This is a genomic window from Streptomyces sp. NPDC104309, from assembly GCF_055584025.1.
Window position 1 is genome coordinate 136,216 of record NZ_JBVJMV010000008.1, and the last position, 25,614, is coordinate 161,829.

Annotated in this window: 23 protein-coding genes, 1 tRNA gene and 1 pseudogene; 10 read left to right on the forward strand and 15 right to left on the reverse strand. The window is 70.0% G+C overall.

Features of this window, described 5'->3' with window-relative positions; all coding sequences use genetic code 11:
* Positions 1–112: 112 nt before the first annotated feature.
* The 3 genes from ACZ68L_RS14470 to ligD all read right to left on the reverse strand — a co-directional run bounded on the left by ACZ68L_RS14470 (position 113) and on the right by ligD (position 3,942).
* Positions 113–454 (reverse strand): zinc ribbon domain-containing protein, encoded by a 342-nt coding sequence (locus ACZ68L_RS14470; RefSeq protein ID WP_469577065.1) that lies wholly within the window; start codon positions 452–454, stop codon positions 113–115.
* Positions 451–2,631, reverse strand: coding sequence for a HEAT repeat domain-containing protein (locus ACZ68L_RS14475; RefSeq protein WP_469577069.1), 2,181 nt, complete (start codon positions 2,629–2,631; stop codon positions 451–453). Before ACZ68L_RS14475 ends, ACZ68L_RS14470 begins: the two co-directional genes overlap by 4 nt.
* Before the next feature lie 414 nt (positions 2,632–3,045).
* Positions 3,046–3,942 carry a non-homologous end-joining DNA ligase gene (gene ligD, locus ACZ68L_RS14480; protein WP_469577070.1) on the reverse strand — a complete coding sequence of 299 codons (897 nt, stop codon included), beginning with the start codon at positions 3,940–3,942 and terminating at the stop codon, positions 3,046–3,048.
* A gap of 61 nt (positions 3,943–4,003) precedes the next feature.
* On the opposite strand from ligD, the gene ku reads away from it, so the two are divergent.
* Positions 4,004–5,083: a non-homologous end joining protein Ku gene (gene ku / locus ACZ68L_RS14485; RefSeq protein WP_469577073.1), complete on the forward strand. Its 1,080-nt coding sequence runs from the start codon at positions 4,004–4,006 to the stop codon at positions 5,081–5,083.
* Between the two features lie 200 nt (positions 5,084–5,283).
* Here the strand turns inward: ku and ACZ68L_RS14490 are convergent, their stop codons facing one another.
* From ACZ68L_RS14490 to ACZ68L_RS14505, 4 genes and pseudogenes are all read right to left on the reverse strand, one after another.
* Positions 5,284–7,548, reverse strand: a complete 2,265-nt coding sequence (locus tag ACZ68L_RS14490) for a HelD family protein (RefSeq protein WP_469577254.1) — start codon at positions 7,546–7,548, stop codon at positions 5,284–5,286.
* Positions 7,549–8,001: 453 nt separating this feature from the next.
* A pseudogene (locus tag ACZ68L_RS14495) lies at positions 8,002–8,244 on the reverse strand (hypothetical protein); the annotation flags it as partial.
* Between the two features lie 327 nt (positions 8,245–8,571).
* A complete protein-coding gene (locus tag ACZ68L_RS14500) occupies positions 8,572–10,521 on the reverse strand; it encodes a S53 family peptidase (RefSeq protein ID WP_469577074.1) in 1,950 nt (649 codons plus the stop codon).
* Positions 10,522–10,731: 210 nt separating this feature from the next.
* A complete protein-coding gene (locus ACZ68L_RS14505) occupies positions 10,732–12,204 on the reverse strand; it encodes a hypothetical protein (protein WP_469577076.1) in 1,473 nt (490 codons plus the stop codon).
* Positions 12,205–12,648: 444 nt separating this feature from the next.
* On the opposite strand from ACZ68L_RS14505, the gene ACZ68L_RS14510 reads away from it, so the two are divergent.
* Positions 12,649–13,956 (forward strand): serine hydroxymethyltransferase, encoded by a 1,308-nt coding sequence (locus tag ACZ68L_RS14510; protein ID WP_469577255.1) that lies wholly within the window; start codon positions 12,649–12,651, stop codon positions 13,954–13,956.
* Positions 13,957–13,999: 43 nt separating this feature from the next.
* Here the strand turns inward: ACZ68L_RS14510 and ACZ68L_RS14515 are convergent, their stop codons facing one another.
* Both ACZ68L_RS14515 and ACZ68L_RS14520 read right to left on the reverse strand, forming a co-directional pair.
* The gene (locus tag ACZ68L_RS14515) at positions 14,000–14,203 is read right to left on the reverse strand and encodes a DUF397 domain-containing protein (protein ID WP_469577078.1); all 204 of its coding nucleotides are present in this window, start codon (positions 14,201–14,203) and stop codon (positions 14,000–14,002) included.
* Positions 14,200–15,072 carry a helix-turn-helix domain-containing protein gene (locus tag ACZ68L_RS14520; RefSeq protein WP_469577079.1) on the reverse strand — a complete coding sequence of 291 codons (873 nt, stop codon included), beginning with the start codon at positions 15,070–15,072 and terminating at the stop codon, positions 14,200–14,202. Before ACZ68L_RS14520 ends, ACZ68L_RS14515 begins: the two co-directional genes overlap by 4 nt.
* A gap of 186 nt (positions 15,073–15,258) precedes the next feature.
* Between ACZ68L_RS14520 and ACZ68L_RS14525 the strand changes: the two genes are divergently transcribed.
* The 4 genes from ACZ68L_RS14525 to ACZ68L_RS14540 all read left to right on the forward strand — a co-directional run bounded on the left by ACZ68L_RS14525 (position 15,259) and on the right by ACZ68L_RS14540 (position 17,082).
* Complete coding sequence (locus ACZ68L_RS14525) at positions 15,259–15,921, forward strand: ATP-binding protein (protein WP_469577082.1); 663 nt, start codon at positions 15,259–15,261, stop codon at positions 15,919–15,921.
* Positions 15,915–16,193, forward strand: a complete 279-nt coding sequence (locus tag ACZ68L_RS14530; RefSeq protein WP_469577083.1) for a prevent-host-death protein — start codon at positions 15,915–15,917, stop codon at positions 16,191–16,193. Before ACZ68L_RS14525 ends, ACZ68L_RS14530 begins: the two co-directional genes overlap by 7 nt.
* On the forward strand, positions 16,193–16,567 hold the full coding sequence (locus ACZ68L_RS14535) for a type II toxin-antitoxin system VapC family toxin (RefSeq protein ID WP_469577084.1): 375 nt from the start codon (positions 16,193–16,195) through the stop codon (positions 16,565–16,567). Before ACZ68L_RS14530 ends, ACZ68L_RS14535 begins: the two co-directional genes overlap by 1 nt.
* Positions 16,568–16,704: 137 nt before the next feature.
* Positions 16,705–17,082, forward strand: a complete 378-nt coding sequence (locus tag ACZ68L_RS14540) for a hypothetical protein (RefSeq protein WP_469577085.1) — start codon at positions 16,705–16,707, stop codon at positions 17,080–17,082.
* Between the two features lie 166 nt (positions 17,083–17,248).
* Here the strand turns inward: ACZ68L_RS14540 and ACZ68L_RS14545 are convergent, their stop codons facing one another.
* From ACZ68L_RS14545 to ACZ68L_RS14570, 6 genes are all read right to left on the reverse strand, one after another.
* Positions 17,249–17,377: a hypothetical protein gene (locus tag ACZ68L_RS14545; RefSeq protein WP_469577086.1), complete on the reverse strand. Its 129-nt coding sequence runs from the start codon at positions 17,375–17,377 to the stop codon at positions 17,249–17,251.
* A gap of 212 nt (positions 17,378–17,589) precedes the next feature.
* Positions 17,590–18,219 carry a hypothetical protein gene (locus ACZ68L_RS14550; protein WP_469577089.1) on the reverse strand — a complete coding sequence of 210 codons (630 nt, stop codon included), beginning with the start codon at positions 18,217–18,219 and terminating at the stop codon, positions 17,590–17,592.
* Between the two features lie 10 nt (positions 18,220–18,229).
* A complete protein-coding gene (locus ACZ68L_RS14555; RefSeq protein ID WP_469577092.1) occupies positions 18,230–19,729 on the reverse strand; it encodes a hypothetical protein in 1,500 nt (499 codons plus the stop codon).
* Positions 19,730–19,748: 19 nt separating this feature from the next.
* On the reverse strand, positions 19,749–20,234 hold the full coding sequence (locus ACZ68L_RS14560; protein WP_469577094.1) for a hypothetical protein: 486 nt from the start codon (positions 20,232–20,234) through the stop codon (positions 19,749–19,751).
* Between the two features lie 150 nt (positions 20,235–20,384).
* Complete coding sequence (locus tag ACZ68L_RS14565; protein WP_469577095.1) at positions 20,385–20,597, reverse strand: DUF397 domain-containing protein; 213 nt, start codon at positions 20,595–20,597, stop codon at positions 20,385–20,387.
* A 334-nt stretch (positions 20,598–20,931) separates the two neighbouring features.
* A tRNA-Arg gene (locus ACZ68L_RS14570) sits at positions 20,932–21,003 on the reverse strand.
* Between the two features lie 171 nt (positions 21,004–21,174).
* Here ACZ68L_RS14570 and ACZ68L_RS14575 point away from each other — a divergent pair.
* The 4 genes from ACZ68L_RS14575 to ACZ68L_RS14590 all read left to right on the forward strand — a co-directional run bounded on the left by ACZ68L_RS14575 (position 21,175) and on the right by ACZ68L_RS14590 (position 25,610).
* Positions 21,175–21,657 carry a response regulator gene (locus tag ACZ68L_RS14575; protein WP_469577097.1) on the forward strand — a complete coding sequence of 161 codons (483 nt, stop codon included), beginning with the start codon at positions 21,175–21,177 and terminating at the stop codon, positions 21,655–21,657.
* 55 nt (positions 21,658–21,712) lie between these two features.
* Positions 21,713–22,711 (forward strand): ArgS-related anticodon-binding protein NrtL, encoded by a 999-nt coding sequence (gene nrtL / locus ACZ68L_RS14580; protein ID WP_469577099.1) that lies wholly within the window; start codon positions 21,713–21,715, stop codon positions 22,709–22,711.
* A 26-nt stretch (positions 22,712–22,737) separates the two neighbouring features.
* Positions 22,738–24,129 carry a diaminopimelate decarboxylase gene (lysA, locus tag ACZ68L_RS14585; protein ID WP_469577100.1) on the forward strand — a complete coding sequence of 464 codons (1,392 nt, stop codon included), beginning with the start codon at positions 22,738–22,740 and terminating at the stop codon, positions 24,127–24,129.
* A 125-nt stretch (positions 24,130–24,254) separates the two neighbouring features.
* Positions 24,255–25,610, forward strand: a complete 1,356-nt coding sequence (locus ACZ68L_RS14590) for a homoserine dehydrogenase (protein ID WP_469577102.1) — start codon at positions 24,255–24,257, stop codon at positions 25,608–25,610.
* Positions 25,611–25,614: the final 4 nt, after the last annotated feature.

Consider the following 25,614-nt stretch of genomic DNA (forward strand, 5'->3'; position numbering starts at 1 on the left):
GGAAGTACTTTATGTCTATTTAGTGCCGAGAGGCTGCTGGAAGCGGCAGTCCCATCGGTGCGCGACCGGTGCCGGAAACGGCTGTCCGCGGCACCGGCGCGGAAGTGACGATTCAGCGCTGGTAGGGGTTCTGGCCCTGTCCGCCCGGCGCGTACCCCGGCTGTCCCTGGCCCTGTCCCTGAGCCGGCGCCTGCCCGAACGGATTGCCGCCCTGCGAGGCGGCGTGCTGCGCCAGCAGCTGCTCGGCCTGCTCCTTCGCGATCTGCTGCTCCCCGCCGCAGAACGTGCACTGGGTCGCGAACTTCGTCGAGAACGGGAACAGGGGCACGAAGAACAGCGTGAACTTGGTGACCCGCTTGCGCAGCGTGTGCGCGGCCGGATTGCCGCACCAGCCGCAGACCAGCGTCAGAATGGCCAGCTGGTACAGATAACCGCGCGTACCGAAAATGATCACGTGGTGGGTCCCTTCCCCGTCTTCCCCAGAAGTGCCTGCCGGCAGAGCGCCAGCAGCCTTTCGTCCTCGTATGTGTCGTGACTGCCGTATCCGCCGTCCATCGCGTTGTGACGGCGTACGGAGGCGAGCTCGGCACGCAGTGCGTGTGCCGCGTCCGACCCTGCACCAGCGACCCCCTTCCGCGCCAGACATTCCGCCACCCGGACCCGCACATGGCGGTTCTGCTCCCAGGCCGCCAGGAGCACCGGAACGGATTCCCCGGCCCGCCCGGACACGTCCCACAGCGCGATCGCCGCGTCCACCCGGAGCCACGGGTCCTCGTGCCGGAGCAGTGCGCGCAGCCGGGGCGCCGTCACCGCCGCCCGGGTCCCGAGCCCGCCCAGCGCGTTCAGCGCGGAGCGCCGCTCGTGGCCGCGCTCCGCCTGCAGGCCCTCGATCAGCACCGGCAGCACGGCGTCGGCGTCCCCGTCGACCGCCCACAGGGCCTGGGCCACCTCCGTCGCCGAGGCGGCTCCCGGACGGTGCAGCAGCGCGCGCAGCTCGGGTGCGACGGAGTGCGCCGCGGGCCCGAACGACTCCAGCGCCCGCAGCGCCGCCGTGCGCAGCCACCCGCCCCGGTGGTCCGGCGCGCCGCGCAGCATCCGCAGCACCTCCGGCATCGCCTCGTCCGCCCGCAGCGCGGTGAGCCCCGCGAGCAGCGGACCGGCCCGGTCGTACGCCCCCTCGTCGAGCCGGACCTCACCGAGCCTGCGGCGCAGCACGGCGGTCAACGGGACGGCCGCCGCTCCCATATGACCGATGGCGAAGCCCACGTCGTGCGGCACCTCGGGCCGCTCCAGCGCCGCGGCCAGTGCGGGCACGGCACGGGGGTCGCCCAGCCGGGCCAGCGCCTTCACGGCGCTGCCGAGCCCCGGAGGCCCGCTCGGCCAGTTCTGCACCCAGGCACCGGGGTCGGCCGCCACCCGCGCCGCCAGCGCGTCGGCGGCGGGCGCGGCGAGCCCGAACAGCTCCTCCAGCACATGCGCGGCGGCCTCGGCCAGCCGTGGCTCAGGGGTGGCGAGCTGCTCACCGACCAGCCGGACCAGCTCCTCGTACGAGCCGCGCCAGGCCCTGATCAGCCCGCTGCTCATCCGGAGGGCGTCGATCCGCTGCCGGCGGTCGGGACTGCGCAGCTGATCGGTCAGCAGCGCCGTCCGCTCGGCGACCCGGTCGTCGAGCCCGACGTGCAGGGTCCGCAGCAGATCCGCCGTCCAGGGGGCGGAGCGCCCGGAGGTCTCCTCGTCGGACAGTGCCCGCAACTGTCCCACCATGGTCGCCGGCGCGACCCGCTCCTCGCCGGGCGGCTCACCGGTCCCGGGCGCCTCGGTGTGCGCGTCGACGGCCGCGACCGCTTCGGCCGGACCGGCCTGCGCGCCGGCCGCGGGGGCCGCCCCGGAGCGGCGCCGGGGCGTGGAGCGCAGCTGACGCAGCAGCCCCGACACCACCCGTACGACATCGCCCGGCAGCGCGTCCGGCGCGCACCGGGCCAGCTGTGCCAGCGCGGCGAGCCGCAATCCCGGGGGAAAGCCCTCACCGGCCAGCCGGGTCAGCCAGTCGGCCGCCTGCCCCGCCAGCCCACGATGCCGCAGCGCGACCCGTCCGGCCGCCTCGACCAGCGCGAGCCGCACCTCCTCGGCCGGCTCCACCGGGAGCCGCTCCCGCAGCAGCGCGAGCACCCGCGCCGGGTGGCTGTGGAGCGTGGCGAGTGCCAGGGGCGCGGCGAGCCGAACCCCCGGGTCCTCGTCGGCCATCAGCTCGCAGAACACCCCGGAGCCCGCCGTGACGGCGGTCGCCGCCATCGCGTAGTTCGCCGCGCCCTCGATCTCCTCCTCGTCCAGATCGTCCTCGTCGTCCTCGTCCAGATCGATGCCGCCGATGCTGGTGAGCAGCTCGACGATGCTGCCCCGGTCCTGAATCCCCGGGTCCACGGCCAGCTCGAAGAGAAAAGGAATGCAGGCCAGCGTGCAGGCGTACACATCACCCTGGTGGTGAACGGCCCCGTACATGCCGTCCAGCGCCACCTCGCGCTCCGCCGGATCGGCGGACGCCAGACCCCGCAGCATCGTCGGCACATCATCGGCAGGCCCGTAGGCATGCTCCATCGAGGCCCAGTCGACCTCGTCGATCCCTGCGAACACGCCATCGCCTCCCCACGCACTTCCACGAAGCAGTGTCTGCGAGGAGTCTGCACCACCGCTCGGACGATCCGCCCTCCACATGCGGTCATTTCCTTACGGACATGACAAAGATCCCCGCCATGCGATAACGGCGGGTCGATCCGGAGCCTCCGCTTCCGACGACGGTGGCCCGCAGCAGGGCTCGAGAGAATCGCCCCACCCCCGAGCGTTTGCCGAATGGGCGGAGGGTGATCCCTCCAGAGGCGGGAGAGGCGGGAGAGGCGGGAGAGGCGGGAGAGGCGGGAGAGGCGGGAGAGGCGGGAGAGGCCGGAGCGGCCGGAGCGGCGCGAGCGGCGCGAGAGGCCGGCAGAGATGGGGGAGCCGGGAGAGCCGGAGGAGACGGGGAAGCCGGGAGAGACGGAGGCGAGGGAGCGCCTAGCGCGCGATCGGCAGGGGTCGCGCCCGGCCCGGATCGGCGAGCGGCCCGAGCAGGTCCCCGTACCGCTCCAGGCGTGCCCCCATGTCATCCGCCAGGAAGGTCAGCCCCTGTGGCGCCCGGCACTCCTCGATCTCCGTCCAGGTGACGGGCGCGGAGACGGTCGGTTCGGGGCGGGCGCGCAGCGTGTAGGGGGCGGCGGTCGTCTTCGACGCCGCGTTCTGGCTGAAGTCGACGAAGACCTTCCCCGGTCGCAGCGCCCGCTTCATCCGGTGCACGACCAGCTCCGGAAGTTCTTGCTCCGCCTCGACGGCCAGCCCCTTCGCGTAGGCCGACACCCGATCGGCGGGGGTCGGCTCCAGCGGTACGAGCAGATGCAGCCCCTTCGACCCGGAGGTCTTCGTGTACGCGGACAGCCCGTCCACCGCCAGCCGCTCGCGCAGCCACACGGCCACCGCGCAGCACTCCACCACGGTCGCGGGCGCTCCGGGGTCCAGGTCGAACACCATCCGGTCGGCCGCCCCCGGCGCATCGGTCCGCCACTGCGGGGTATGGAACTCCACCACCAGGTTGGCCGCCCACATCAGCGAGGCCAGATCCTGTACGACCACCTGGCGGGCCTGCTTGTCCTCGCCGCGCGGCACCGGGGTGGTCCGTACCCAGGACGGCGTACCCGGCGGCGGGTTCTTGGTGAAGAAGCGCTGCCCGTCCGGCCCGTCCGGATAGCGCAGGAAGGACACCGGCCGGTCGCGCAGATGTGTCAGCAGGGCCTCCGCGGCGGTGGCCGCGTAGTAGTGGAGCACCTCGCCCTTGGTGGTCCCGGTGGCCGGATACAGGACCTTGTCGAGATTGCTGAGCGCCAGCCGCCGCCCCTCCACCTCTGTGATCGCCGTCATACGATAAGAATCATATGCATTTCGGATCTATAGGTGTCTATACGGACGCAAGGGGTGAACAGTGAGGTCCATCTGGAACGGTGCCATCTCCTTCGGGCTGGTCAGCATCCCGATCAAGCTGGTCAACGCCACCGAGAACCACTCGATCTCCTTCCGCCAGATCCACCTCGCCGATGGTGGCCGGATCCGTTACCGGAAGGTCTGCGAGATCGACGAGCAGGAGGTCTCCGCGGCCGAGATCGGCAAGGCGTACGAGGACGCCGACGGCTCGGTGATCCCGATCACCGACGAGGACCTCGGCTCCCTCCCGCTTCCCACCGCCAAGACGATCGAGATCGTCGCCTTCGTGCCGGCCGCCTCGATCGACCCGCTCCAGATGGACGCGGCGTACTACCTCTCGGCCAACGGGGTCCCGGCGGCCAAGCCGTACACCCTGCTGCGTGAGGCGCTGAAGCGGAGCCAGAAGGTCGCGCTGGCGAAGTACGCCCTGCGCGGCCGGGAACGGCTCGGCATGCTGCGGGTGGTCGACGACGTGATCGCCATGCACGGCCTGCTCTGGCCGGACGAGATCCGCAGTCCCGAGGGTGTCGCCCCGGAGATCGAGGTCACGGTCCGCGACGCCGAACTCGACCTGGCCGACGCGTTGATGGCCACGCTCGGCGAGGTCGACATGGACTCGCTCCACGACGACTACCGCGAGGCGGTCGAGGAACTCGTCGCGGCGAAGGCGGAAGGCCGCGCCCTGGAGCCGGCGGAGGCGGACGAGTCCGGCGGCGGCAAGGTCATCGACCTGATCGCGGCCCTGGAGAACAGCGTCCGGGCGGCGAAGGAGGCCCGTGGCGAGGAGCCGGAGGCGGCGGCCGATGAGAAGGGGGAAGCGGCGAACGCCCCTGTCGCGAAGGTCACTTCGCTCACCGGCCGCAAGAAGTCCGGCGGAACCGGGGCGAAGAAGAAGGCGACGCCGGCCGCCAAGAAGACGGCCGCGAAGAAGTCCACGCCGAGCAGGGCACCCGCCAAGACCGCGTCGCGGTCGACGGCGAAGAAGTCGGCCACCAAATCCACGGCGAAGAAGACCACCGCGAAGTCGGACACGAAGTCGACGGCGAAGAAGGCGGCCCCGCGCAAGCGCGCCTCGGCCTGACGGGCGCCTGGCGCGTGGTGATGCCCGCGCTATTCGTGCTGACGGGCGCCTGGCACGTGGTGAGGCTCGCGGCTGTCCGTCCTGACGGGCGCCTGGCACGTGGTGAGCCCCGCGCTATTCGTGCCGACCGGCGCCTGCCGCGTGGTGATGCCCGCGGCTGTCCGTCCTGACCGGCGCCTGCCATGTGGCGACGCCCGCAGCTACCCCTCCTTCTCCTGCTCCTCCGCCTCCGCCGGTGGGAAGCCGATCAGTCCGAGCCGCTGGGTGGCGCGGGTCAGCGCCACGTAAAGGTCGTTGACGCCGCGCGGCGAGCCGGTTCTGATCCGCTCCGGTGCCACGACGATCACCGAGTCGAACTCCAGCCCCTTGGACTGCCGCGCGTCCAGCAGGACGACGGGGCCGGTCAGGTCCGGTTTCGGGCCGTGCGACGCATCCGGCATCGCGTCGGCGAGCGCGGCGTGCAGTTCCGGCGGTGCGATCACCGCGACCTTCCCCTCGGCGCAGCACTCCTTGGCGACGGCTTCGGACGTGGCATGGACCAGCTGTTCCGGTTCGACCGCCATGGTCCACGGTCCGACACCGGTCGAGCGCACCGACCGGGGCGGCTCGAAGGCGGGGTCGGCCTCCCTGCGGACCTCGGCGGCGACCTCCATGATCTCCGCCGGGGTGCGGTAGTTGACGCCGAGACGGGCGTGATGCCAGCGGTCACCGACGTACGGGCCGAGGATCTGCTCCCACGAGTCGGCGCCGGCGGCGGAGCCGGTCTGCGCCGGGTCGCCGACCAGCGTCATCGAGCGCGTGGGGCAGCGGCGCATCAGCAGCCGCCAGGACATCGCGGAGAGCTCCTGCGCCTCATCGACGACTATGTGGCCGAAGGCCCAGGTCCGGTCGGCCGCGGCCCGCTCGGCGGCGCTGCGGTGGTCCGTCTCCTCCTGGCGTTCGGCGAAGCGTTCGGCGTCGATGATGTCGTGGGCGGAGAGCACTTCCGCGTCGTCCTCGTTGTCGAAGTCGGTGCTGCGCGAGCCGAGGGAGAGGTCGAGGACGCCCTGGGCGTAGGCGATCCGTTCCCGGCGCTCGGCCTCCTCGGCGGCGCGCAGGGCACTGTCGTCCTCGCCCAGCAGCTCGGCGGCCTCATCGAGCAGCGGCACGTCGGCGGCCGTCCACTCGGTACGGTCCGTCAGGGCGGTGGGGTCGACACCGGGGCGGCGGATCAACGCGGCCTCTGCGGGCGGCAGATGCGTGGGCCGAGCGAGGAAGTCGGCGACCACCCTTTGAGGGGTGAGCCGAGGCCACAGACTGTCGATCGCGGCGTGCACCTGGTGGTTGGCGGCCACTTCCTTGTGGAGCTGCTCGATGTCGGAGGCGTCGAGCAGGTTGGGGCCGCCGAGCGGGTCGGCGCCGATGCGGTCGGTGAGCTGCTCCGTCAGCGCGTCGATGATCCGGGCGGCGAAGTGGCGGTGGGCGAGGTTGTGGGGCAGTCCGGTGTCACGGGCACCGGCTCGGGCGCGGGCCGCCGTTGCGCGGTCGAGGACCAGGTTCTCCCGGCCGTGGCCGACCTCGATGGCGGGGTCGGGCAGTTGCTGCCGGTCGGCCACCGCCGTGCGCAGGATGCCTGCCATCCGGACATCACCCTTGACAGCGGCGGCCTCCGGGCTGTCCGTGCCGGTGGCCTGTACGCCGGGAAAGAGCTCGCCCACGGTCGCCAGCAGTACGCCCGTCTCACCGAGAGAGGGCAGCACATTGCCGATGTAGCCGAGGAAAGCGGGGTTGGGGCCGACGATCAGCACCGCGCGACGGGCCAGCTGCTCGCGGTGGGCGTACAGGAGGTAGGCGGCACGGTGCAGGGCGACCGCCGTCTTGCCGGTGCCGGGGCCGCCCTCGACGACGAGGACGCCTCGGTGCGGAGCGCGGATGATGTGGTCCTGCTCGGCCTGAATGGTGCGCACGATGTCGGTCATGCGCCCGGTACGGGTCGCGTTCACGGCGGCGAGCAGGACGGCGTCGTCGTTGGGGTCCTCGAAGCCGGTGCGGAGGCCGGGCTCGGTCTCCTGGAGATCCAGGATCTCGTCGTGCAGAGCGGTGACCCGGCGCCCGCGCGTGGTCAGGTGCCTGCGGCGGCGCAGGCCCATCGGTGTGTGGCCGGTCGCGAGATAGAACGGGCGGGCCACCGGTGCGCGCCAGTCGATGAGCAGCGGCGTGTGCTCCTCGTCGCTGATTCCCAGACGGCCGATGTGATGGTGTTCGCCGTTCCGCAGATCGATCCTGCCGAAGCAGAGCCCGTTCTCCACGGCGTTCAGCGCGGCGAGGCGGTCGGACTGCTCCGCGACCGCGATATCCCGCTCCAGCCGGGCCTGCCGTCCTTCGGCGGCCTGGCCCAATGAGGTCCGGACGGCTCCTTCGGCCCGTTCCCGGAGTACGTCGACACGCATGTGGAGCAGGGTGATGAATTCCTGTTCCCGCACCATTTCTTCGCTTGACAATTGCACTCCAGACCCGATATCATGCGGATGTTGAATAGCTCTGCGATCTCATCGTGCAAGCCATATAAATATTCAATATACGCAGACAGTCGACCCGGACGTCAATTTCGTCCGGGATTTTTTATGAATCCTGCTCGGGTGCCCGGCCCTTACGGGCCCGAGCAGGGCCCGGCGCGGTACTCCGAGCGCTATCCGCGCACCCGCGCGTGGACGACGCGGGACAGGTCGATCGGCGCGAGTGCGTCCTGGCGGTCCCGCGGGGCGGCGTCGGGCATCTCGTGCCGGCGGACGCTCTTCATGACATCGAAGCGCAGTCGGACAGCAGAGCGGCAAGGCCGTCCGGCGTGAAGAACGTCCGCCACGACTCGCCCTTAGGCCGGAACGGTGGGCGAGCGTGTCCAGGCCGGCTCCGGGAACGACGCACTGGCGAATGCCGGAATCAAAAGCGCGCATGGCGCGGTCCTCGGTGTATCGGCTGCGGCAGATGGTCTGGGCCCGGTCGGCGGCCAGTGCCGGTTGGTCTCCGTAGAGGCGGTGGTGGCCCAGAAGCTCGCCGGCTTCACTATCCAGCAGGAGTTTCGCCGGCGGGTCGGAGAAAATCAGTGGCGGCCGGTCGACGACGAGGTGGGCGGCACGTGCGGCGGCGGGCCATCGGGGCGGTGCCGTTCGAGTTCTTCGCATTCACCCGGGCGGCATATCCGCGACAACTGACATCATATCAGAAACAGTGAATTTTGTAAATGCTCCGGCGATTGCGATGTGATTTCAATCGACGGTGGCGATTGTTGATTCTCCGGCGTGAAATGGGTGTCGGAAGTCGCCTTTCGGCTGTACGTCTCCCACGGGCGCCCGGCAGCCCCCGCGATCCCCGCAGGGAGGCGGCATCGCGGGGGCGGGGGCGCGAAGGCGGGGCGCGGGGGAGCACGGCGGGCCGTACACACGGGACCGCCCCGGAGCGGCAGCCCCGGGGCGGTCCTCACATCGTGGCGGTATGCCGTGGTCCGGACGTCAGTGCCGCCGGTACGAGTTCACGTAACCGGCCGCCGGAGTCCCGACACCCGTCACGTCGTCGTATCCCTTGACCGCCTTGAGGGAGGCGTCCTTGCCGAGGCTGCGCAACGAGGTCAGTACGCCGTCCGCGGCGTCGACGCCGTTGGCGAAGTCGACCCGGGCCACCGCGAGATCGCGGTTCGGACCCAGCGGGTGGTCGGTGACGTCGTGGTACGCCTTCGAGCCGTACCGGGCGTAGATCGCCGGGTTGGCGAAGCCGATCGGCAGACCGTGCCGGGCCTGCTGCGCGAGCGCCTGGACACCGGCGATGACCGGCGCGGCCAGTGACGTACCGCCGATGCGGTACTCGTCGTAGCCGAGCGAGCCGTCGGGCAGCGTCTGGGTCTGGCCGACCAGGAAGCCGGTGTTCGGGTCGGCGACGGCCGCGATGTCCGGGGCCGTGCGCATCCGCTGCTTGCCGTTCGCCCGCGCGAGCGAGTCCGGGACGACGCCCCGCTGGTAGAACGGCTGCTTCACGGACGAGCTGGTGCCGCCGCCCGCGCCGGAGGTGTACGCGCCCGGGAAGCCGGTCCAGCTCCTGCCGTCGCCGGAGAGGCCCGCCTTCAGCGTGCCCCAGCCGGTCTCCCACTGGTACGTGTCGTTCTTGCCGACGGCCAGCGCGGTACCGCCGACCGAGGTCACCCAGGCGGAGTTGGACGGGACGTCGATCTGCTTCGTACCCGTGGACGCGACGTTGTCGCCGTCGTCGCCGGAGGAGAAGTAGAAGCCGATGCCCTCGATCGCGCCCATCTTGAAGACCTGGTCGTACGCGGCCGCGATGTCCGGGGTCTCATTGGCCTCGACGTCGCCCCAGGAGTTGGAGACGATGTCCGCGAGCCGGTGGTCGACGACCTTGTTCAGCGAGTCCAGCAGATCGGCGTCGTAGCAGGAGGCGCCGCCCACGTACACGATGTCGGCGGCGGGCGCGACCGCGTGCACGGCCTCGACGTCGAGGGTCTCCTCGCCGTACCAGCCGGAGGCCCCGCACTCCTCGGTCTTCGTGTAGTCGGCCGGCAGCACCTGGCTGAGCTGCCCGCGACGGTAGGGGGCGTCGCCGTTGCGCTTGGCGTACTCGGCGGCGTCCTTCGCGATGGTCGGCGAGGCGTACGCGTCGGTGATCGCGACGGTGACGCCCTTGCCGGTCCAGTCACCCGCACCGTACGCGGCGCGCAGCTGCTTGCCCGTGTACCCCTTGACGGCGTACGGCACCTTGGAACCGTAGGCGCTCGGCAACGACGACGCGGTCTTCGAGCCGTAGTACGAGGAGAAGGGGCCGGAGTTGCGGAACACGGCGTCCGGCGGCGGCAGCGTCTCGTCGTGGCTCGACTTGTGCGGCGCGTTGTCCAGGCCGGACACGGCGAGGACGGCGTCGCTCAGCCCGGCGGGCACGGAGGCGGTGGAGGCGGGGGCGCGGTAGGTCCGGTTGCCCTTGCGGTAGTTGCGCAGCTGGGTGCCGAACGTCTTCTCGGCGGCGGCGACATCACCGGTGGCCGAGACGTAGTGCCGGTTGGTGCCGGTGACGGTCAGTCCGTTCGACCTCAGCCACTCGCTGACCTGGTCGATCTGCTGCTGAGTGGCTCCGAACCGGGCCTGCGCCCGCTCGGCGCTCAGGTACTTCCCGTACGAGGCGGACCGCGGGTCGGACACGGCGGCGGCGTACGCGGCCAGCCCCTTCGCGTCCCGTCCGGCCAGATGCACCCGGACGCTGACCTTGCCGCTGTCGGACGTGGCCCCCCGGTCGGCCGCGGCGGTCGCCCAGGCGGGCTTGGTGCCCTGCAGTGCGTCCCGCCCGCTCGGCGCGGAGTCCGCGCTGGCGTTCGGTATCCCGAGGGCGAGCGCGCCGGCAAGCAGCGGGAGTGTCGCCGCCATGCTCAGCGCGGCGCGACTTCTCGCGCGGCTGGTTCTCATATAACCCCCTGCGATGTGGGTCTTCGCGTGTGGAGCATGTGCCGGATGATGTGCACATGTAATGCGCCACTCTGGCGAGGAACGCCTCATGTAAGGGGCATGCATTCACCAAGAATCGACCAAGTGAACGCATGTGCAGGGCAGTTCGCAGAGAACGTGCCCAATTGCGCCGACCCGCCGACGGGTGGGCGGGTGGCGCGTACTCCCGCCTCAGGTGCCCTTCGGTTCGTAGCCGAGTCCGGGAGACCTGCTCACGTACGTACAGCCGGTGTACCGGTATCCGGGCTGGATCTTCGAACCGTCCGCGTAGCTCGTCACGCCTGTGCCGGACGAGGCCCCTCGGTGCTTGTACAGGAAGTGGTACTCACCCGCGGGCAGCCGGAGCGTCACCTTCGGGTAGCTCTTCCCCGTGGCCTTGCAGGCCGAGGCGGCCCCGCTCACCCAGGAGTACGACGTGCAACCGCCGCACCCCTTGATGCTGGTCCTTCCCGTCACCGGCCCGGTGTACAGGATCTCGACCCCGTCGGGGGCGTCGTTGCTGATGACGAGCTCCATCCGGCCCCCGCCCGGCGGGCCCGAGGGCGGCAGGTGCTTTCCGGCGGCCGGCCGTTCGGCGGCGATCTCGGCGGCGACGGCGATGTCCCGGGCCCGCGCCCGGCGCTTGTCCTTCTTGTACGTGGCGGCGAACTCCGTCAACGTCTGCCGCGCTTCGTCGAACCGCTTGTCCTCGAACTCCGAGAGCCCACAGGCGTAGACGCCGTTCTCGATGCCGCCGTCGGCCTTTCCGGCCAGCGCCGAGACCGACTTGTCCGGCAGTGCGAGTGCCGTCGCACGGAGCCGGCGCAGTGTGTCCGTGGCCGCGCAGGGATCGTTCCCGTGTACGGCCCCGCTCCGCTCCGAGATCTTCCTGGAGACCGCCGGTCCCACCTTCTTGGCCTGGGCCGATCCGGGGAAGGTGCGCAGCAGCTCGCCCAGCTCCTGGTTCTCCGTGCCGCTCTTCGTGTCGCCCAGCCTGGACACCCCGCACTCGTACAGTGACGTGGCCAGTGGTTCGTCCGGATAGCCGACGAGACCGCCCAGCAGCTTCGGATCGATGGCCTTCGGCACGGTCCGCAGATAGGTCAGCGGCTCGATGGCCTCGCAGTGCTTCTTCAGCCGGTACGGCGACGAGACCGCCCTGTAGTACGTGTCGAGCCGCTTCGGTACGAGCTTCCCGGCCCTCGACCCGGCGTGCTCCTCGCCGAGTTCGCGATAGACGGCGAGCGCGGACCGGTAGTCGTCCCGCGCCGCATCGAAGGACTTGGCCGACGCGGCCTCGACCGACCTGTCCCCCTGGTCCAGCTGGTCGAGCAGCATCCGCTCGACCGCCTCGTCCTGCGCGGAGCCGTAGAACACCACGCCCCCCGCAGGCGCCGCCAGCAGCACCAGGCCGGCTCCCGCCGCCACCATCGGTCGCCACGACCCGCCGACGGTGCGACGCCGTGCGGCCCTCGCCCCGTCCACGGCCGCCAGGACCAGCACGACGAGATACGCGACGACCAGCCCGCTTGCGACCCCGTCGGGATCGGCCGGGAGGGCGGCCAGCAGCAGCGCACCGGTCGCCGCCCAGCAGAGGACCGCCCTGAACCAGCACCGCATCAGCGCGTAGCCGAGGCCGAACCCGCTCAGGTTGAGCAGTCCCACGGCCACGGAGCGAAGAACGCCTCCCGGCGGCGGCGGCCCGACGGTGGGCGGCCGGCTCGGGGGAGGCGGCGAGGGTGGCGAGGCGGACGGAGGCGAAGGGCTCGCCCCTGCCCCGAAGCGCTGATCGTCCCAACTCACGTCGGCCCCCCAACCGTTGAGCTATACGGGCCTCGATCCGCACCCGGTTGGATTACCTTCCACGACGCCCCGAACCGTGTCAATCCGGACCGGTCGTCCGGACGGTCGACGGCCGACGAATCGACCCATATCGAGGCGGTCCGACGCCGCACCCGGTAAAGTGCCCAGTGCCGCGACTGGCGCGTGCCCCGGCAGGGGCGCTCCGTGGAATCGACCACGAGGGAGCGGCACACCCCGGGCCCGCGCCCGCCCGGGGGCGTCATCGCCGGAGAGCCGTCCGCCTGGGCATCCGGGTCCACCGCAGCAATGCGACCGACCCGGGAGGACCCCGTGACCGCAGCCGTACCCCCGCACCCCCGCCACCCCGCCCTGGCGGCGGCCGATCCGGAACTCGCCGCACTGGTGGGGGCCGAGGAGCAGCTCCAGGCCGACACCCTGCGCCTGATCCCCAGTGAGAACTACGTCTCCGCCGCCGTGCTCGAAGCATCCGGCACCGTGCTCCAGAACAAGTATTCCGAGGGCTATCCGGGCAAGCGGTACTACGAGGGCCAGCAGAACATCGACCAGGTGGAGACGCTCGCCGCCGAACGGGCCGAGGCGCTCTTCGCGATGGACCACGCCAATGTGCAGCCGTACTCCGGCTCACCGGCCAACCTCGCCGTGTACCTGGCGTTCCTGAAGCCCGGCGACACCGTGCTCGGCATGTCACTGCCGATGGGCGGCCATCTCACGCACGGCTGGGGCGTCTCCGCCACCGGTACCTGGTTCCGCGGGGTGCAGTACGGCGTACGCCGTGACACCGGCCGCATCGACCTGGACGAGGTACGCGACCTGGCCCTGGCCGAGCGCCCCAGGCTCATCTTCTGCGGCGGTACGGCCGTGCCCCGCACGATCGACTTCGCGGGCTTCGCCGAGATCGCCCGGGAGGTCGGAGCGGTCCTGGTCGCCGATGTCGCCCACATCGCCGGCCTGATCGCGGGAGGCGCCCACCCGTCGCCCGCCCCGTACGCCGACGTGGTCTCCACCACCACCCACAAGACCCTGCGCGGCCCGCGCGGCGCGATGCTGCTGAGCAGGGCGGAACACGCACGCGCCATCGACCGCGCCGTCTTCCCCGGCCTCCAGGGCGGCCCCCACAACCAGACGACGGCGGCGATCGCGGTAGCGCTGAAGGAGGCCGCCCGCCCCGAGTTCAGCGCCTACGCCCACCAGGTGGTCACCAACGCCCGCAGTCTGGGCGAGGAGTTGGCGTCCCGAGGCTTCGACCTGGTCTCCGGCGGCACGGACAACCACCTCCTGCTGATCGACCTGACCTCGCGCGGCGTCCCCGGCAAGATCGCGGCCAAGGCCCTGGACCGGGCAGGCATCGTCGTCAACCACAACACCGTCCCCTACGACCCCCGCAAGCCCTTCGACCCCTCCGGTATCCGCATCGGCACCCCGGCCCTGACCTCCCGGGGCGTCCCGGCCTCGGAGATGGCCACGATCGCGGAGTGGATCACCCGCGTGGTCGAGGCGGCGCGCACCGACGACGAGGCCACGGTCGAGAAGGTGCGCACGGAGGTGAAGGCCCTGATGGACGGCTACCCGGCACCGGGGTTGCCGGTGGGCTGACGGACGCGGGTGCACCGGCCGGGGCGGTGACCTCGGCTACGGGTTACCCGAGGTCCCGGACGAAGGCCTGCCAGGCGTCCCGCCCGAACCCGATCACGGGCCCGGCGGGACGCTTGCTGTCGCGGACGGGGACGAGGTGGGGGAGGTTGTCGGCGACCTCGACGCAGTCGCCCTGACCGCCGCTGTAGCTGCTCGTGCGCCACGCCGCCTCGGTCATGTCGGGCGCTGTGCCTATGGCAGGGGTCATTGCTGATGCTCCTTGGCAATGCGATGGATCAAGGCGAGCGACTCGGTCTGCGGCAGTGCCGCCGTGCGCGCGTCGTCGAAGAGTGCGCGGTAGCGGGCTACATCGGGCTCCCGTTCCGTCCAGATGTTGCCCGTCGGTGTCTCCGACAACGCCAGGTCGAGGGACGAGACCTGCGGAAAGCTGAGCAGCAGGTACGGGCCGAACATACCTGAGTGCGCGCCGCGTTCGAACGGCAGGACCTGGACGGTGACGTTCGGCAGATCGGCCATGACGGCCAGGTGTTCCAGTTGGGCGCGCATCACAGCAGCCCCTCCCACCCGCTGCCGCAGCACCGCTTCGGCAACCACTGCCCACAGCTCCATGGGGGTGTCGTCGGTGAGCCGCCGCTGCCTGGCGAGTCGCACCTCCACGAATTGGTCGATCTCCTGGGGTGTCTGCCAGGCCCGTGAAGCCACTGTCACCGCACGTCCGTACTCAGCGGTCTGGAGAAGCCCCGGCACCAGTTGTACCTGGTACGTGCGAATGCGGTCGCAGATCGCTTCCATCTCGATCTGGTCCCGATAGGTATCGCTGAGCACATCCGCGTACTGGTGCCACCAGCCGTCGCGACGGCGTCGGTTGGCCCTGCGCGCCAGGGCCTCCAAGCGTTCACGAGCGGCCTGTTCCGTCACCTCGTAGACCTGCATCAGCGCGACGAGATCAGGCGTTCGGACGGGAACGTGGCCATTCTCTATGCGGCTGATCTTGCCCTTGGTGCAGTCCAGGGCCTCCGCCGCGATCGCAGTGGTGAGGCCTGCGGCTTCACGGAATCGCCGGAGTTCATCGCCGAGTTGTCGCCCGAGCACAGTGGACGGTTTCACGTATGGCATAGCTCTCTCCTACCAGAGCCCGGAGGGATGCTTCCTCTTGTTCTCCCGAAAGGATGAATTGTTCTCTGGATATCGATTCAACGTTGCGCGAGTAGCTGTTTCTCGACACGCTCGTGCTGCCTGGAAGGTGAAGTCCCGCCATTGCCGGGCCTCTTGAATCACGACTGCCTATCTCCCGGGAGAGCCATGTCGCAACCTGCCCTCCAAGAAGCCGCCATGCGGCTGCCGCATCACCGCAGCAGCGTCCCCCGGGCCCGAGCCGCTCTGCGTGCCAGACTCGGCGAGTGGCGGGCCCGGCAAGACGTCGGTGAGACAGGCGAGTTGGTGCTCTCGGAGCTGGTGACCAACGCTGTCCGCGTGCCCGTCCCCGCCGACCGGATGGTCGGCGTACGCATCATCTGCCGGGAACGTGGCGCCCTGCTGCGGCTGGAGGTGAGCGACGCGGGGGAGGGGCGCCCGGAGGTACGGCGCCCCGGTGTACTCGAAACGACCGGTCGCGGACTTCAACTCGTCGACGCGCTGGCGGACCGGTGGGGCGTGGAGGAGCGGCGGCCCGGCATCGGGAAGACGGTATGGGCGGAGCTGCTGGCCCCGGGCACCGTTCTCGTGCCCACGCCCTCGGAGAGGGAGATCGCGGCGGTGAACGTCCGGCCGGGGCAGACGGTACGGGTGTGGGGCGTCTGGCACACCGCTCGCAGTGTGCGCAGCGAGCGGTACGCCTCCGGTGGTCTCGCCGTCGTCATCGGTCCGGACGAGGGCCCGGCCCTCCGGCTGCCCGCGGCGGAGCCGGTGACGGTGCGGACCGGCGACGAGGCGGCGCCCCGGATCGGCCCGGTGCCCCCGTGCTGAGTAAGTGGTGGAGCGGGCTCCGTCACGGCAAGGCGCACCGCTCCGGACCGCGCTTCACCGGAACCCTGCTCCTGCTGGCTGCCGGGGAGCTGGTGGTGATCGGCGAGAGGGGCCGGCCGACGGCAGGACCGCTGTCCCGGCAGCCCGCCGTGCTGGTCGCGCGACCCACGGCGCGGCGACCGGGACGCGGATCCCTGCGGGGCCGTATCCGCGTCCGCCCGGACTTCGACGACGTACCGGCCGATCTGACGGACGCCGTGGGGATGCGCTGATGCGACTTCTGCTCGACACGCTCGTGGTCATGTGGTGGCTCGACGATTCACCACAGCTGTCCGAGGAGGTCAAGAACCTCCTGGATGCCGGGCCCGCCGTGCACGTCAGCGCCGTGTCACCGTGGGAGATCACTGTCAAGCAGTACCTCGGCACCTTCGAGGGACCGGCCGACCTGGCGGAACTCGTGCGTGACCTCCCCTTCACGGGTCTGCCCGTCACTGCCGCCCACGGGGTACGGGCGGGCCGCCTGCCGATGCTGCATACGGACCCCTTCGACCGGATACTCGTCGCGCAGGCCCAGGCCGAGGACATGGTCCTGGTCACCCGGAACAGCTGGATTCCGCAGTACGACGTCCGGGTCCTGCCGGTCTGAAACCGGCAGCACGTCGGCGGAGCATGCGCCGCCTGGATGAACTCCTGACCGAGCGGAGAAGCCGTGATCCCACATCGACGGTGCCGTGCATGACCGACTGATCACCGCCCGCACGGCTCCACGCCTATGCTCACGGCATGGAGCAGAGCGAAGTGGTGAAGCGCGTGGTGGGCATCCTCACGGAGGCGGGCGAGATCCGTCGGCTCCTCGAAGAGAACGTCGACCGCGACGACGTGCAGACCGATTCGAGCGTGGTGACCGCGCTCCTGAACGAGACGATGCCCCGGATCACGATCCCCGAGGACGCCTCGATCGAAGAGGTCGCGACGATCGTCGGCCGGGAGGTCGGGGGCGCGGTGGAGCAGCTGGTCGGCGCGTTCACCCTGGCCTTCGCGATGCTGGCCCAGGTGCACGACTCCGGACAGACGGACGTGACCTCCGCCGACGTACTGCAGGACCTGGCACTGCGAGCGGAGCAGATCGGCTCCGGCGGCCCGGAGGACATGGACCCGTAGACCACACGACCCGAGCCGACCGACGGCCGCTCGTCCGCCGGTCCGGTACTCCACCCACAAGTGCCGTGAGGGTATCGGCGCACCACTGCATCAGACTGCGGTATGCCGTCCTCCGTGCCCACAGGCGTTCGTGCGGCCTCCCGGGGCCTCGCGCTTCCCGGCGGGGTCACAGGCCGTGCTGGTCGAGCAGCCGCATCAGATTCCGCTTGCGCTTGTGGGCGGCTCGCAGGGCAGCGACGTGTGACATGAACTCGTCCTCGGTGCCCAGGTGGCGGTGGCAGTCGCGGATGCTCAAAAGCAGGCTCGTCAGTTGCTCGCAGACCGTGTTGCCGGTCTGCTTCGTGAGAGGTTCGGCGTGCCGCCGGGAGCGTCGTCCCCCGTTACTCGCACGCCTGCGGGCCCGGCTCCGATCGTATCCGGCTGCGGGGGCCGTGCGGCGGGGTGGGCGGGAGAGATGACGAGATACAGGAGGCGGCGTCCCCTGCCACCACCACATGCCCCCGCAGGCTACGGAGCCTTGCTCGCGGGAGGGGGCGTCATGGACGGTTCGATGGTCGATCGGATGTAGATCCGCGTGGTGCCGGGCTCGAACTCGTGGGTGAAGAGGTCGACGCAGCGCTGGAGATACTTGCCTTCCGGGGTCGTGAGTTCATCGGGGCACAGGCTGATCTTCCGCAGCCCTTCGACGAACGTCTCCGGCTCGGGCAGCCCGAGGTGGCCGAAGGCAGCCACAGGACGGTAGTCCTTCTCCTCGGGATGGAAGTTCCCGATCATCTTGGTGTCGTTCCGGATGAGCCGGCCGGTGTACGTCTCCGCTTCGTCGCTAGGGAGGACAAAGGACAGCAGGCCGGTGTCGTGGCGCTGCCCGGTTTTGTACCCCGCACGACGGTCCGATGCCGCCTCCGGAATGCGGATGCCGAGCTGGCCGCTCATCCAGGCAGGCGTGGCTCCGTCCTCCCAGCAGCAGGTCATCTCCTGGTCCGACAGGTCCGACGACACGTCGTCGGCGATGTAGGAGACCACGCCGATCGTGGTGGCGACGCAGGCGAGAAGCACCAGAACGACGATGACTGCGACCGGCACACGACGGCGGCGCACGGGCTGCTCGTCGGCAGCGATCTTGCTGGAGCTCTCCATCGGTGGACCTCTACCGCCCTTCCTGCTGCTCACGACCGGGATCCGTGCGGTCGCCCTTGCGCCCGGGCTCGTCCGGCTGCGGCAGAGGATCGTGGTTCGGGGCGGATCCGCCCAGATCGTAGTGCTTGACGGAACTGCTGCCCGCCATGTCGAATTCCTGGGCGATGCCCGTGGTGTGGAGGCGGGCCATCTGACCGTCCGGAATGCTCATGTCGCTGCCCCCGGGGAGGTCGATGGTCACCCCCTTGCTCTGGTCCCAGTTGTAGCGGTCCCACGCGTTGGCCTGATAGTCGAGACCGACCTTGGGCTGGCCACTCGCATCCGGCACGACGGTGACTACTCCGGTCACATTCGACCTGGTGGAACCGACCGCGTAGAACCAGTTCTCGTCGACGTCCTTGGTGAAACTGAAGTCCCGGTTACCGGATTCCACCGGTATCGAGACCGGCTGTCCGCCGTTCCTCCTGAACTCCGCGAGTGCCTGCTCGCGCCATGCGTCCTGGTGCTCCCTGATGCCGTCCTCGATGTGTGTACGGAAGCCGGGTACGTCCGACATCATCTTGTCGATGGGCAGCTCCATGTCCGTCCCACTGTTCCCCAGGTAATGCGCCATGTGCCGTGCAGCGTCGTTGTCGCCCGTCCAGTCGGCCGCCTCGGCGATCAGATTCATCTTCTCCCGGGTCCTGCGCTCCTCCGCTCCCGGTTCCTCGGCGCCGTGGGGCCCGGAACCCCGGTCGGGAGCGGCTTGTTTGATGGATGGAGCGAGCAGTCCTGCGGCGAGAAGGTCGTCCTTGTGCCCGGTCCACAACTCCGCACGGGCCTGCGGGCTCAGCGACGACCAGAGCCGCCGCAGCTCAGCCCGCTGCGCTGTGTTCGCGTCGTCACCGAGCGAGGCCAGCTTCGTGGCACGGGGCAGCTGGTCCTCGTCCAGCGAGGTATACGTCGCGTGCCCCGCGTTGTGCGGGTCGCCGCCATGGCTTCTCTTCAGGGCGCGGGTGACAGCCGCATCGATCTCCGCCGCGTGGGACACAAGTCCCGTGAGCGTGTCGGCATACCACTGCATCAGGTCCTTGGTCCGCTGGGAGGTCCCGTCCACGCCACAGAATGCCTCCGTGACCTTCACCGTGCCGTGGGGGCCATCAGTCACCAGCAGCCCCGGATCCGGGCCTGCCTGCCTGGTGGGGTCGCCCTTGCGAGCTTCCGCGGACAGCTCCTTGGCTCGCTTCTGGATATGCGTCAGTTCACCGTGCGCATCCTGGAGGACAGCCGCGATGCTCTGGGCCTCCAGGTGCAGATCCGCGACTTCCTTGGCTGTCTTGCGGACAAATTCCTTCGTGACTGCGGCATTGAGGCCCGCCCAGTCAGCTCCGTCGGACAGTTGTAGGAGACCGCTGTAGACCTCGGTTCTCAGCTTCTCCAGACCGGTCGCTGTCGACGTCCAGTCATCGGCCGCCGCACTCAGCTTCCCTAGATCCACTTCGATGAGATCCGTGTATGAGAACGCCCCCATGTATCTCCGCCCCCCCCGCTCACTTCACATACTTCAATATCTCCGACACCGGGACGGGCGAGCCATCTCTTCGCCTGAGAGCGGCGGCGATCTCAACATCGTCGTTGGCGTGCATCTTCTTCGAATAATCCAAGTGGTTGGAGATGTGCGCGCACATCTGCAGGACCGTCTTCACCTGCGAACTCCAGACCTCGAGGGTGGTGTACAACTCACCGCCCGCGCTGAAGTTCCGGCCCCGCAACTCCGCGGCCGCCCGGGCAGTCGTCCCCGCGCCATTCTTGTCGATCCCAGCGCCTGCGAGGTCGGCGCGCTTCTGCAGCTCGCCATGGATCCGAAAGGCTTCATTGCCGACCGCACCGAGATCGTCCTGGTGAACCACCAGGTCGGCATTGCCCCCGGACGCTGTGCCGTCAGGCTGGGGTCCAGTCGTGTTGAGCCTCATCTGTGCGGAATGCCGATCCTGCGCATCCGCCTTGAGCCGTGCCCACTCGTCGTCGAACGTCATGAGTTCCCCGCCCCGAGCTGGTGCCAACACCCCACCCTAGCAACGAGGTTGCGGCGCAATCACCAGGCGTCACCGTTGTCCGGTAGAAGCAGGTGATGCTACGGGTAGTCCCGGAAGCGTCCGGGACCACCCGCGCGTGGCCATCCGGGGTCAGATCAGCTCACTGACGAACGCGTGCCAGGCGCTGTGGCCGAAGGTGATGACGGGGCCGGCAGGACGCTTGCTATCACGGACGGTGACGAGGTGGGGGAGGTTGTTGGCGACCTCGACACACTCGTTATTGCCACCGCTGTATGTGCTGGTGCGCCACCTTGCGCCCGACAGGTCCGGCGTGCTGCGGTGTGCCAGAGTACGTAAACCCACACTCGCAGCGTGAACCCTGTGTCCACATTCCGGGGGCGCCTCACTCACTGGCAAGCTCCACCTGCGTGCCAGAGCCGCGTATGCGGAGAACGGGATCCTTAACAGGCTGCACGACAGGCTCTTGGACAGCTTCCTCGACGGAGCACCCGGCATCGAAAGTGCGTACTAATACCCCTGAGGCGAGCCTGGCCCGAGTGTTGTGCCACAGAGACGTATGCGTGTCCGTATGCCGGGCTCCGCCATGGCGGAGCACCCCAGCCTTCCGAGACATGAAAAAGACCCTCTGCTCAGTGTTCCCACTGGTCAGAAGGTCTTTTTGGCACTTCCTGCGAAGTGCCCTCGGCAGGATTCGAACCTGCGCACACGGCTCCGGAGGCCGATGCTCTATCCCCTGAGCTACGAGGGCGTATCGCTGTGTTGCTCGGCGACGGGTGAAACACTACCAGCTTCCGCGGGGTGTCCGTGAACAGGTATTTCCGGGCTGCCGGAGGTGGTGGCGCGGGTCCCGCGGAGGGGGTGTGCGGTGCGGTTCGGATGCATCCGGCCACCTCTTCACGCCACTCGTCCGGGGTCGGAAATGGGCAAAACCCGGACGCAGCCCCTACGGCCCGCCTACTCTCGGAGTGTGTCAGGGGCTTGTGGCCGCGTGCTTGTTGTCGACGACAACAAGGTCATCCGGCAGTTGATCAGGGTCAATCTTGAGCTTGAGGGCTTCGAGGTCGTGACCGCGGCCGATGGTGTCGAGTGTCTGGATCTGGTTCATCAGGTCCGTCCCGATGTGATCACGCTCGATGTCGTCATGCCCAGGCTGGACGGTCTGCAGACCGTCACCAGATTGCGCTCCGATCCACGGACCAGACATCTGCCCGTGGCGATCATCAGTGCCTGCACGCCCTTCGAGGTGGACAGCGCGGTCGCCGTGGGGGTCGACGCCTTCCTGGCGAAGCCCTTCGAGCCGAGCGAGCTGGTGCGGCTCGTACGGCAGTTGATGGACAGGGAGGACCCGCCGTCGCTCGACGGCAGGCACGGTGCCGGGAAGGCGGAGAGCGCCGCAGGGTGACCGCATGGCGAAACCGGGTCGCGGGGTGCCCCCCTTCCTCCCATACGCTTGTCCTGTGACCCCTGCCGATCTCTCCAGGACCGTGCTGCACGCTGTGCGCCGCGCGGTCGACGAGGACGCCTTGCGTGCGCCCGTGCCCGCGCGCGTGCGGGTGGAGCGGACCCGGCCCGGCGGGCGTGGGGACTACGCCTGTGCCGTCGCCCTCCAGCTGGCCAGGCCCGCCGCGCTGCCGGCCAGGGAAGTGGCCGAGATCCTCCGGGCGCGGGTGCACGGGGCGCCGGGGATCGGCGGCGTCGAGGTCACCGGACCCGGGTTCCTGAACTTCACCCTGCTCGACGGCGCCGACCGGCTGGGCGCGCTCGTCCGGGCCGTCGGCGAACGGGGCGCGGAGTACGGACACGGGGGCGACCTCGCCGGCGCCACCGTCTCCTTCGCACCCGCCGACGAACTGCGCGCCCGCGTCGTCACCGAGACCGTGGAGCGGCTGCTCCGGGCCCAGGGTGCGGAGGTCGGGGAGCGTACGGCCGGCGGCGAGGCGCTGCATGTGGTGGCCGTGCCCGCCTCCGACCGCGATCTCTTCGCGCGGCTCGGGAGCGATGCCGCGCGCTGGGGGCTGCTGCGGGCCGCCCCGCACGACCGGCCCCGGTGCACCGGGAGCGACGAGCTGCTCGTGCAGGGGGAGAGCAATCCGCTGTTCCGGGTGCGGTACGCCTACGCCCGGACCCGCGCCCTGAGCCGGAACGCCGAACAGCTCGGGTTCCGCTCCGCGTACGAGGAGAGCGTGGACGCGCCCGTGCTCGGGGCGCTCCTCGCCGACCATCCCGGTGTGCTCGCCGCAGCCGCCCGCCACCGTGAGCCCGACCGGGTCGCCCGGCAGCTGGAAGCGGTCGCCCAGGCCTTCTTCGACTTCCGCGACAGCGCCTCGCCGCTGCCCGTCGGTGACGAGAAACCCTCGGCCGCCCACCGTTCCCGGCTCGCTCTCGCCGAAGCCGCCGGGACGGTGCTGGCAGGCGGCCTGTCCCTGCTCGGCATCAGCGCACCCGAAGTCCTCTGAGAGACCCGAGAGAGCAGAGCAACACGATGAGCCGATCCGCACACCCCGCCGGGCCCCGTCACGCCGATGTGTTGACGGAAGGGCACTACACGGCCCCGCCCGCCGATCTCAACGTCCTGGACGAGAAGGTCTGGGCCCGTACCGTCACCCGTGACGAGCACGGCGCGGTCACCGTCGGCGGGATCGAAGTGACGCGACTGGCCGAGGAGTTCGGCACCCCGGCCTACTTCCTCGACGAGAGCGACTTCCGGGCCCGCTGCCGGGCCTGGGCCGAAGCCTTCGGACGGGACGCCGATGTGTTCTACGCCGGAAAGGCGTTCCTTTCGCGGGCCGTCGTGCGCTGGCTCAAGGAGGAGGGGCTCAACCTCGACGTCTGCTCCGGGGGAGAGCTGACCTGCGCGCTGGACGCCGGGATGCCCGCCGAGCGCATCGCCTTCCACGGCAACAACAAGACCGTCGAGGAGATCGAGCGGGCGGTCACCGTCGGCGTCGGACGGATCGTGCTCGACTCCTTCCAGGAGATCGCCCGGGTCGCGCACGTCGCGCAGCGGCTCGGCAAGCGGCAGCGCGTACAGATCCGGGTGACCGTCGGCGTCGAGGCGCACACCCACGAGTTCATCGCCACCGCGCACGAGGACCAGAAGTTCGGGATCGCGCTGGCCGACGGCCAGGCCGCCGAGGCGGTGCGCCGGGCGCTCACCCTCGACGGGCTCGAACTGATCGGCATCCACTCGCACATCGGCTCGCAGATCTTCGACATGGCCGGTTTCGAGGTCTCCGCCCGGCGCGTGGTGCAGCTGCTCGCCGAGGTGCGTGACGAGCACGGGGTCGAGCTGCCCGAGATCGACCTGGGCGGCGGGCTGGGCATCGCCTACACCTCCGAGGACGACCCGCGCGAGCCGCACGAGATCGCCAAGGCGCTCGGCGACATCGTGACCCGCGAGTGCGAGGCGGCCGGGCTCGCCACCCCGCGGATCTCCGTCGAGCCGGGCCGCGCCATCGTCGGCCCGACCGCGTTCACGCTGTACGAGGTCGGCACGATCAAGCCCCTGGAGGGGCTGCGTACGTACGTCAGCGTCGACGGCGGCATGTCGGACAACATCCGCACCGCGCTGTACGACGCCGAGTACAGCGTCGCGCTCGTCTCGCGCACCTCCGACGCCGAGCCGATGCTCGTCCGCGTCGTCGGCAAGCACTGCGAGAGCGGCGACATCGTGGTCAAGGACGCCTTCCTGCCGTCCGACCTGGCCCCCGGCGACCTGATCGCCGTGCCCGCCACCGGTGCCTACTGCCGCTCGATGGCGAGCAACTACAACCACGCCCTGCGCCCGCCCGTCGTCGCCGTGCGCGACGGAGAGGCGCGTGTCATCGTCAGGCGCGAGACGGAGGAAGATCTCCTGCGTCTCGATGTCGGCTGATGCTGTTTTTCCCGGGGGACACCCCCGGTCCCCTGTAGATGTCTCAGGATCCGGACGGGTGGCAGGAACGCTCGTCCGGTGAGTGAGACTGGTCCGTACAACAGATGTAAAGGAAACGAGGTCGGATGATGCGTACGCGTCCGCTGAAGGTGGCGCTGCTGGGCTGTGGAGTGGTCGGCTCAGAGGTGGCGCGCATCATGACGACGCAGGCCGCCGACCTCGCCGCGCGCATCGGCGCGCCGGTCGAGCTCGCCGGTGTCGCCGTGCGCCGACCTTCCAAAGTACGCGAGGGCATCGATCCCGCACTGATCACCACCGATGCGACAGCCCTGGTCAAACGCGGCGACATCGACGTCGTCATCGAGGTCATCGGGGGCATCGAGCCCGCCCGTACGCTCATCACCGCCGCCTTCGAGCACGGCGCGAGCGTCGTCTCCGCCAACAAGGCGCTGCTGGCCGAGGACGGCGCCGCACTGCACGCCGCCGCCGAGCAGCACGGCCGGGACCTCTACTACGAGGCCGCCGTGGCCGGCGCCATCCCGCTCGTACGGCCGCTGCGCGAGTCCCTGGCCGGTGACAAGGTCAACCGGGTCCTCGGCATCGTGAACGGCACCACCAACTTCATCCTCGACCGGATGGACACGAGCGGAGCCGGATACTCCGAGGCGCTCGACGAGGCCACCGCCCTCGGATACGCCGAGGCCGACCCGACCGCCGACGTCGAGGGCTTCGACGCCGCCGCCAAGGCCGCGATCCTCGCCGGGATCGCCTTCCACACCCGGGTCAGGATCGGTGATGTGCACCGCGAGGGCATCACCGAGGTCACCGCCGCCGACATCGTCTCCGCCCGCCGCATGGGCTGCACCGTCAAGCTCCTCGCCATCTGCGAGCGCGCCGCCGACGGGCAGTCCGTCACCGCGCGCGTGCACCCCGCGATGATTCCGCTGAGCCACCCGCTGGCCTCCGTCCGCGAGGCGTACAATGCGGTCTTCGTCGAGGCCGAGGCGGCCGGCCAGCTGATGTTCTACGGTCCCGGCGCCGGTGGCTCGCCGACCGCCTCCGCGGTCCTCGGCGACCTCGTCGCGGTCTGCCGCAACAAACTCAACGAGGCCACCGGCCCCGGCGAGTCCGCGTACACGCGCCTGCCGGTCAGCCCCATGGGCGAGGTCGTCACGCGGTACCACATCAGCCTCGACGTGGCCGACAAGCCTGGCGTGCTCGCCCAGGTCGCGACGGTCTTCGCCGAACAGGGCGTATCGATCGATACCGTCCGCCAGCAAAGCAGAAATTCAGGCAGCGGCGACGAAGTCGCCATCGAGCAGGGTGGCGGCGGGCGATGGGCGGGCGGAGGCGGCGAGGCCTCTCTCGTCGTCGTCACCCACCGCGCGCCCGACGCCGCCCTCTCGGCGACCGTCGAGGCGCTGCGCAAGCTCGACACCGTGCGCGGTGTCGCCAGCATCATGCGTGTTGAAGGGGAGTAAGGAC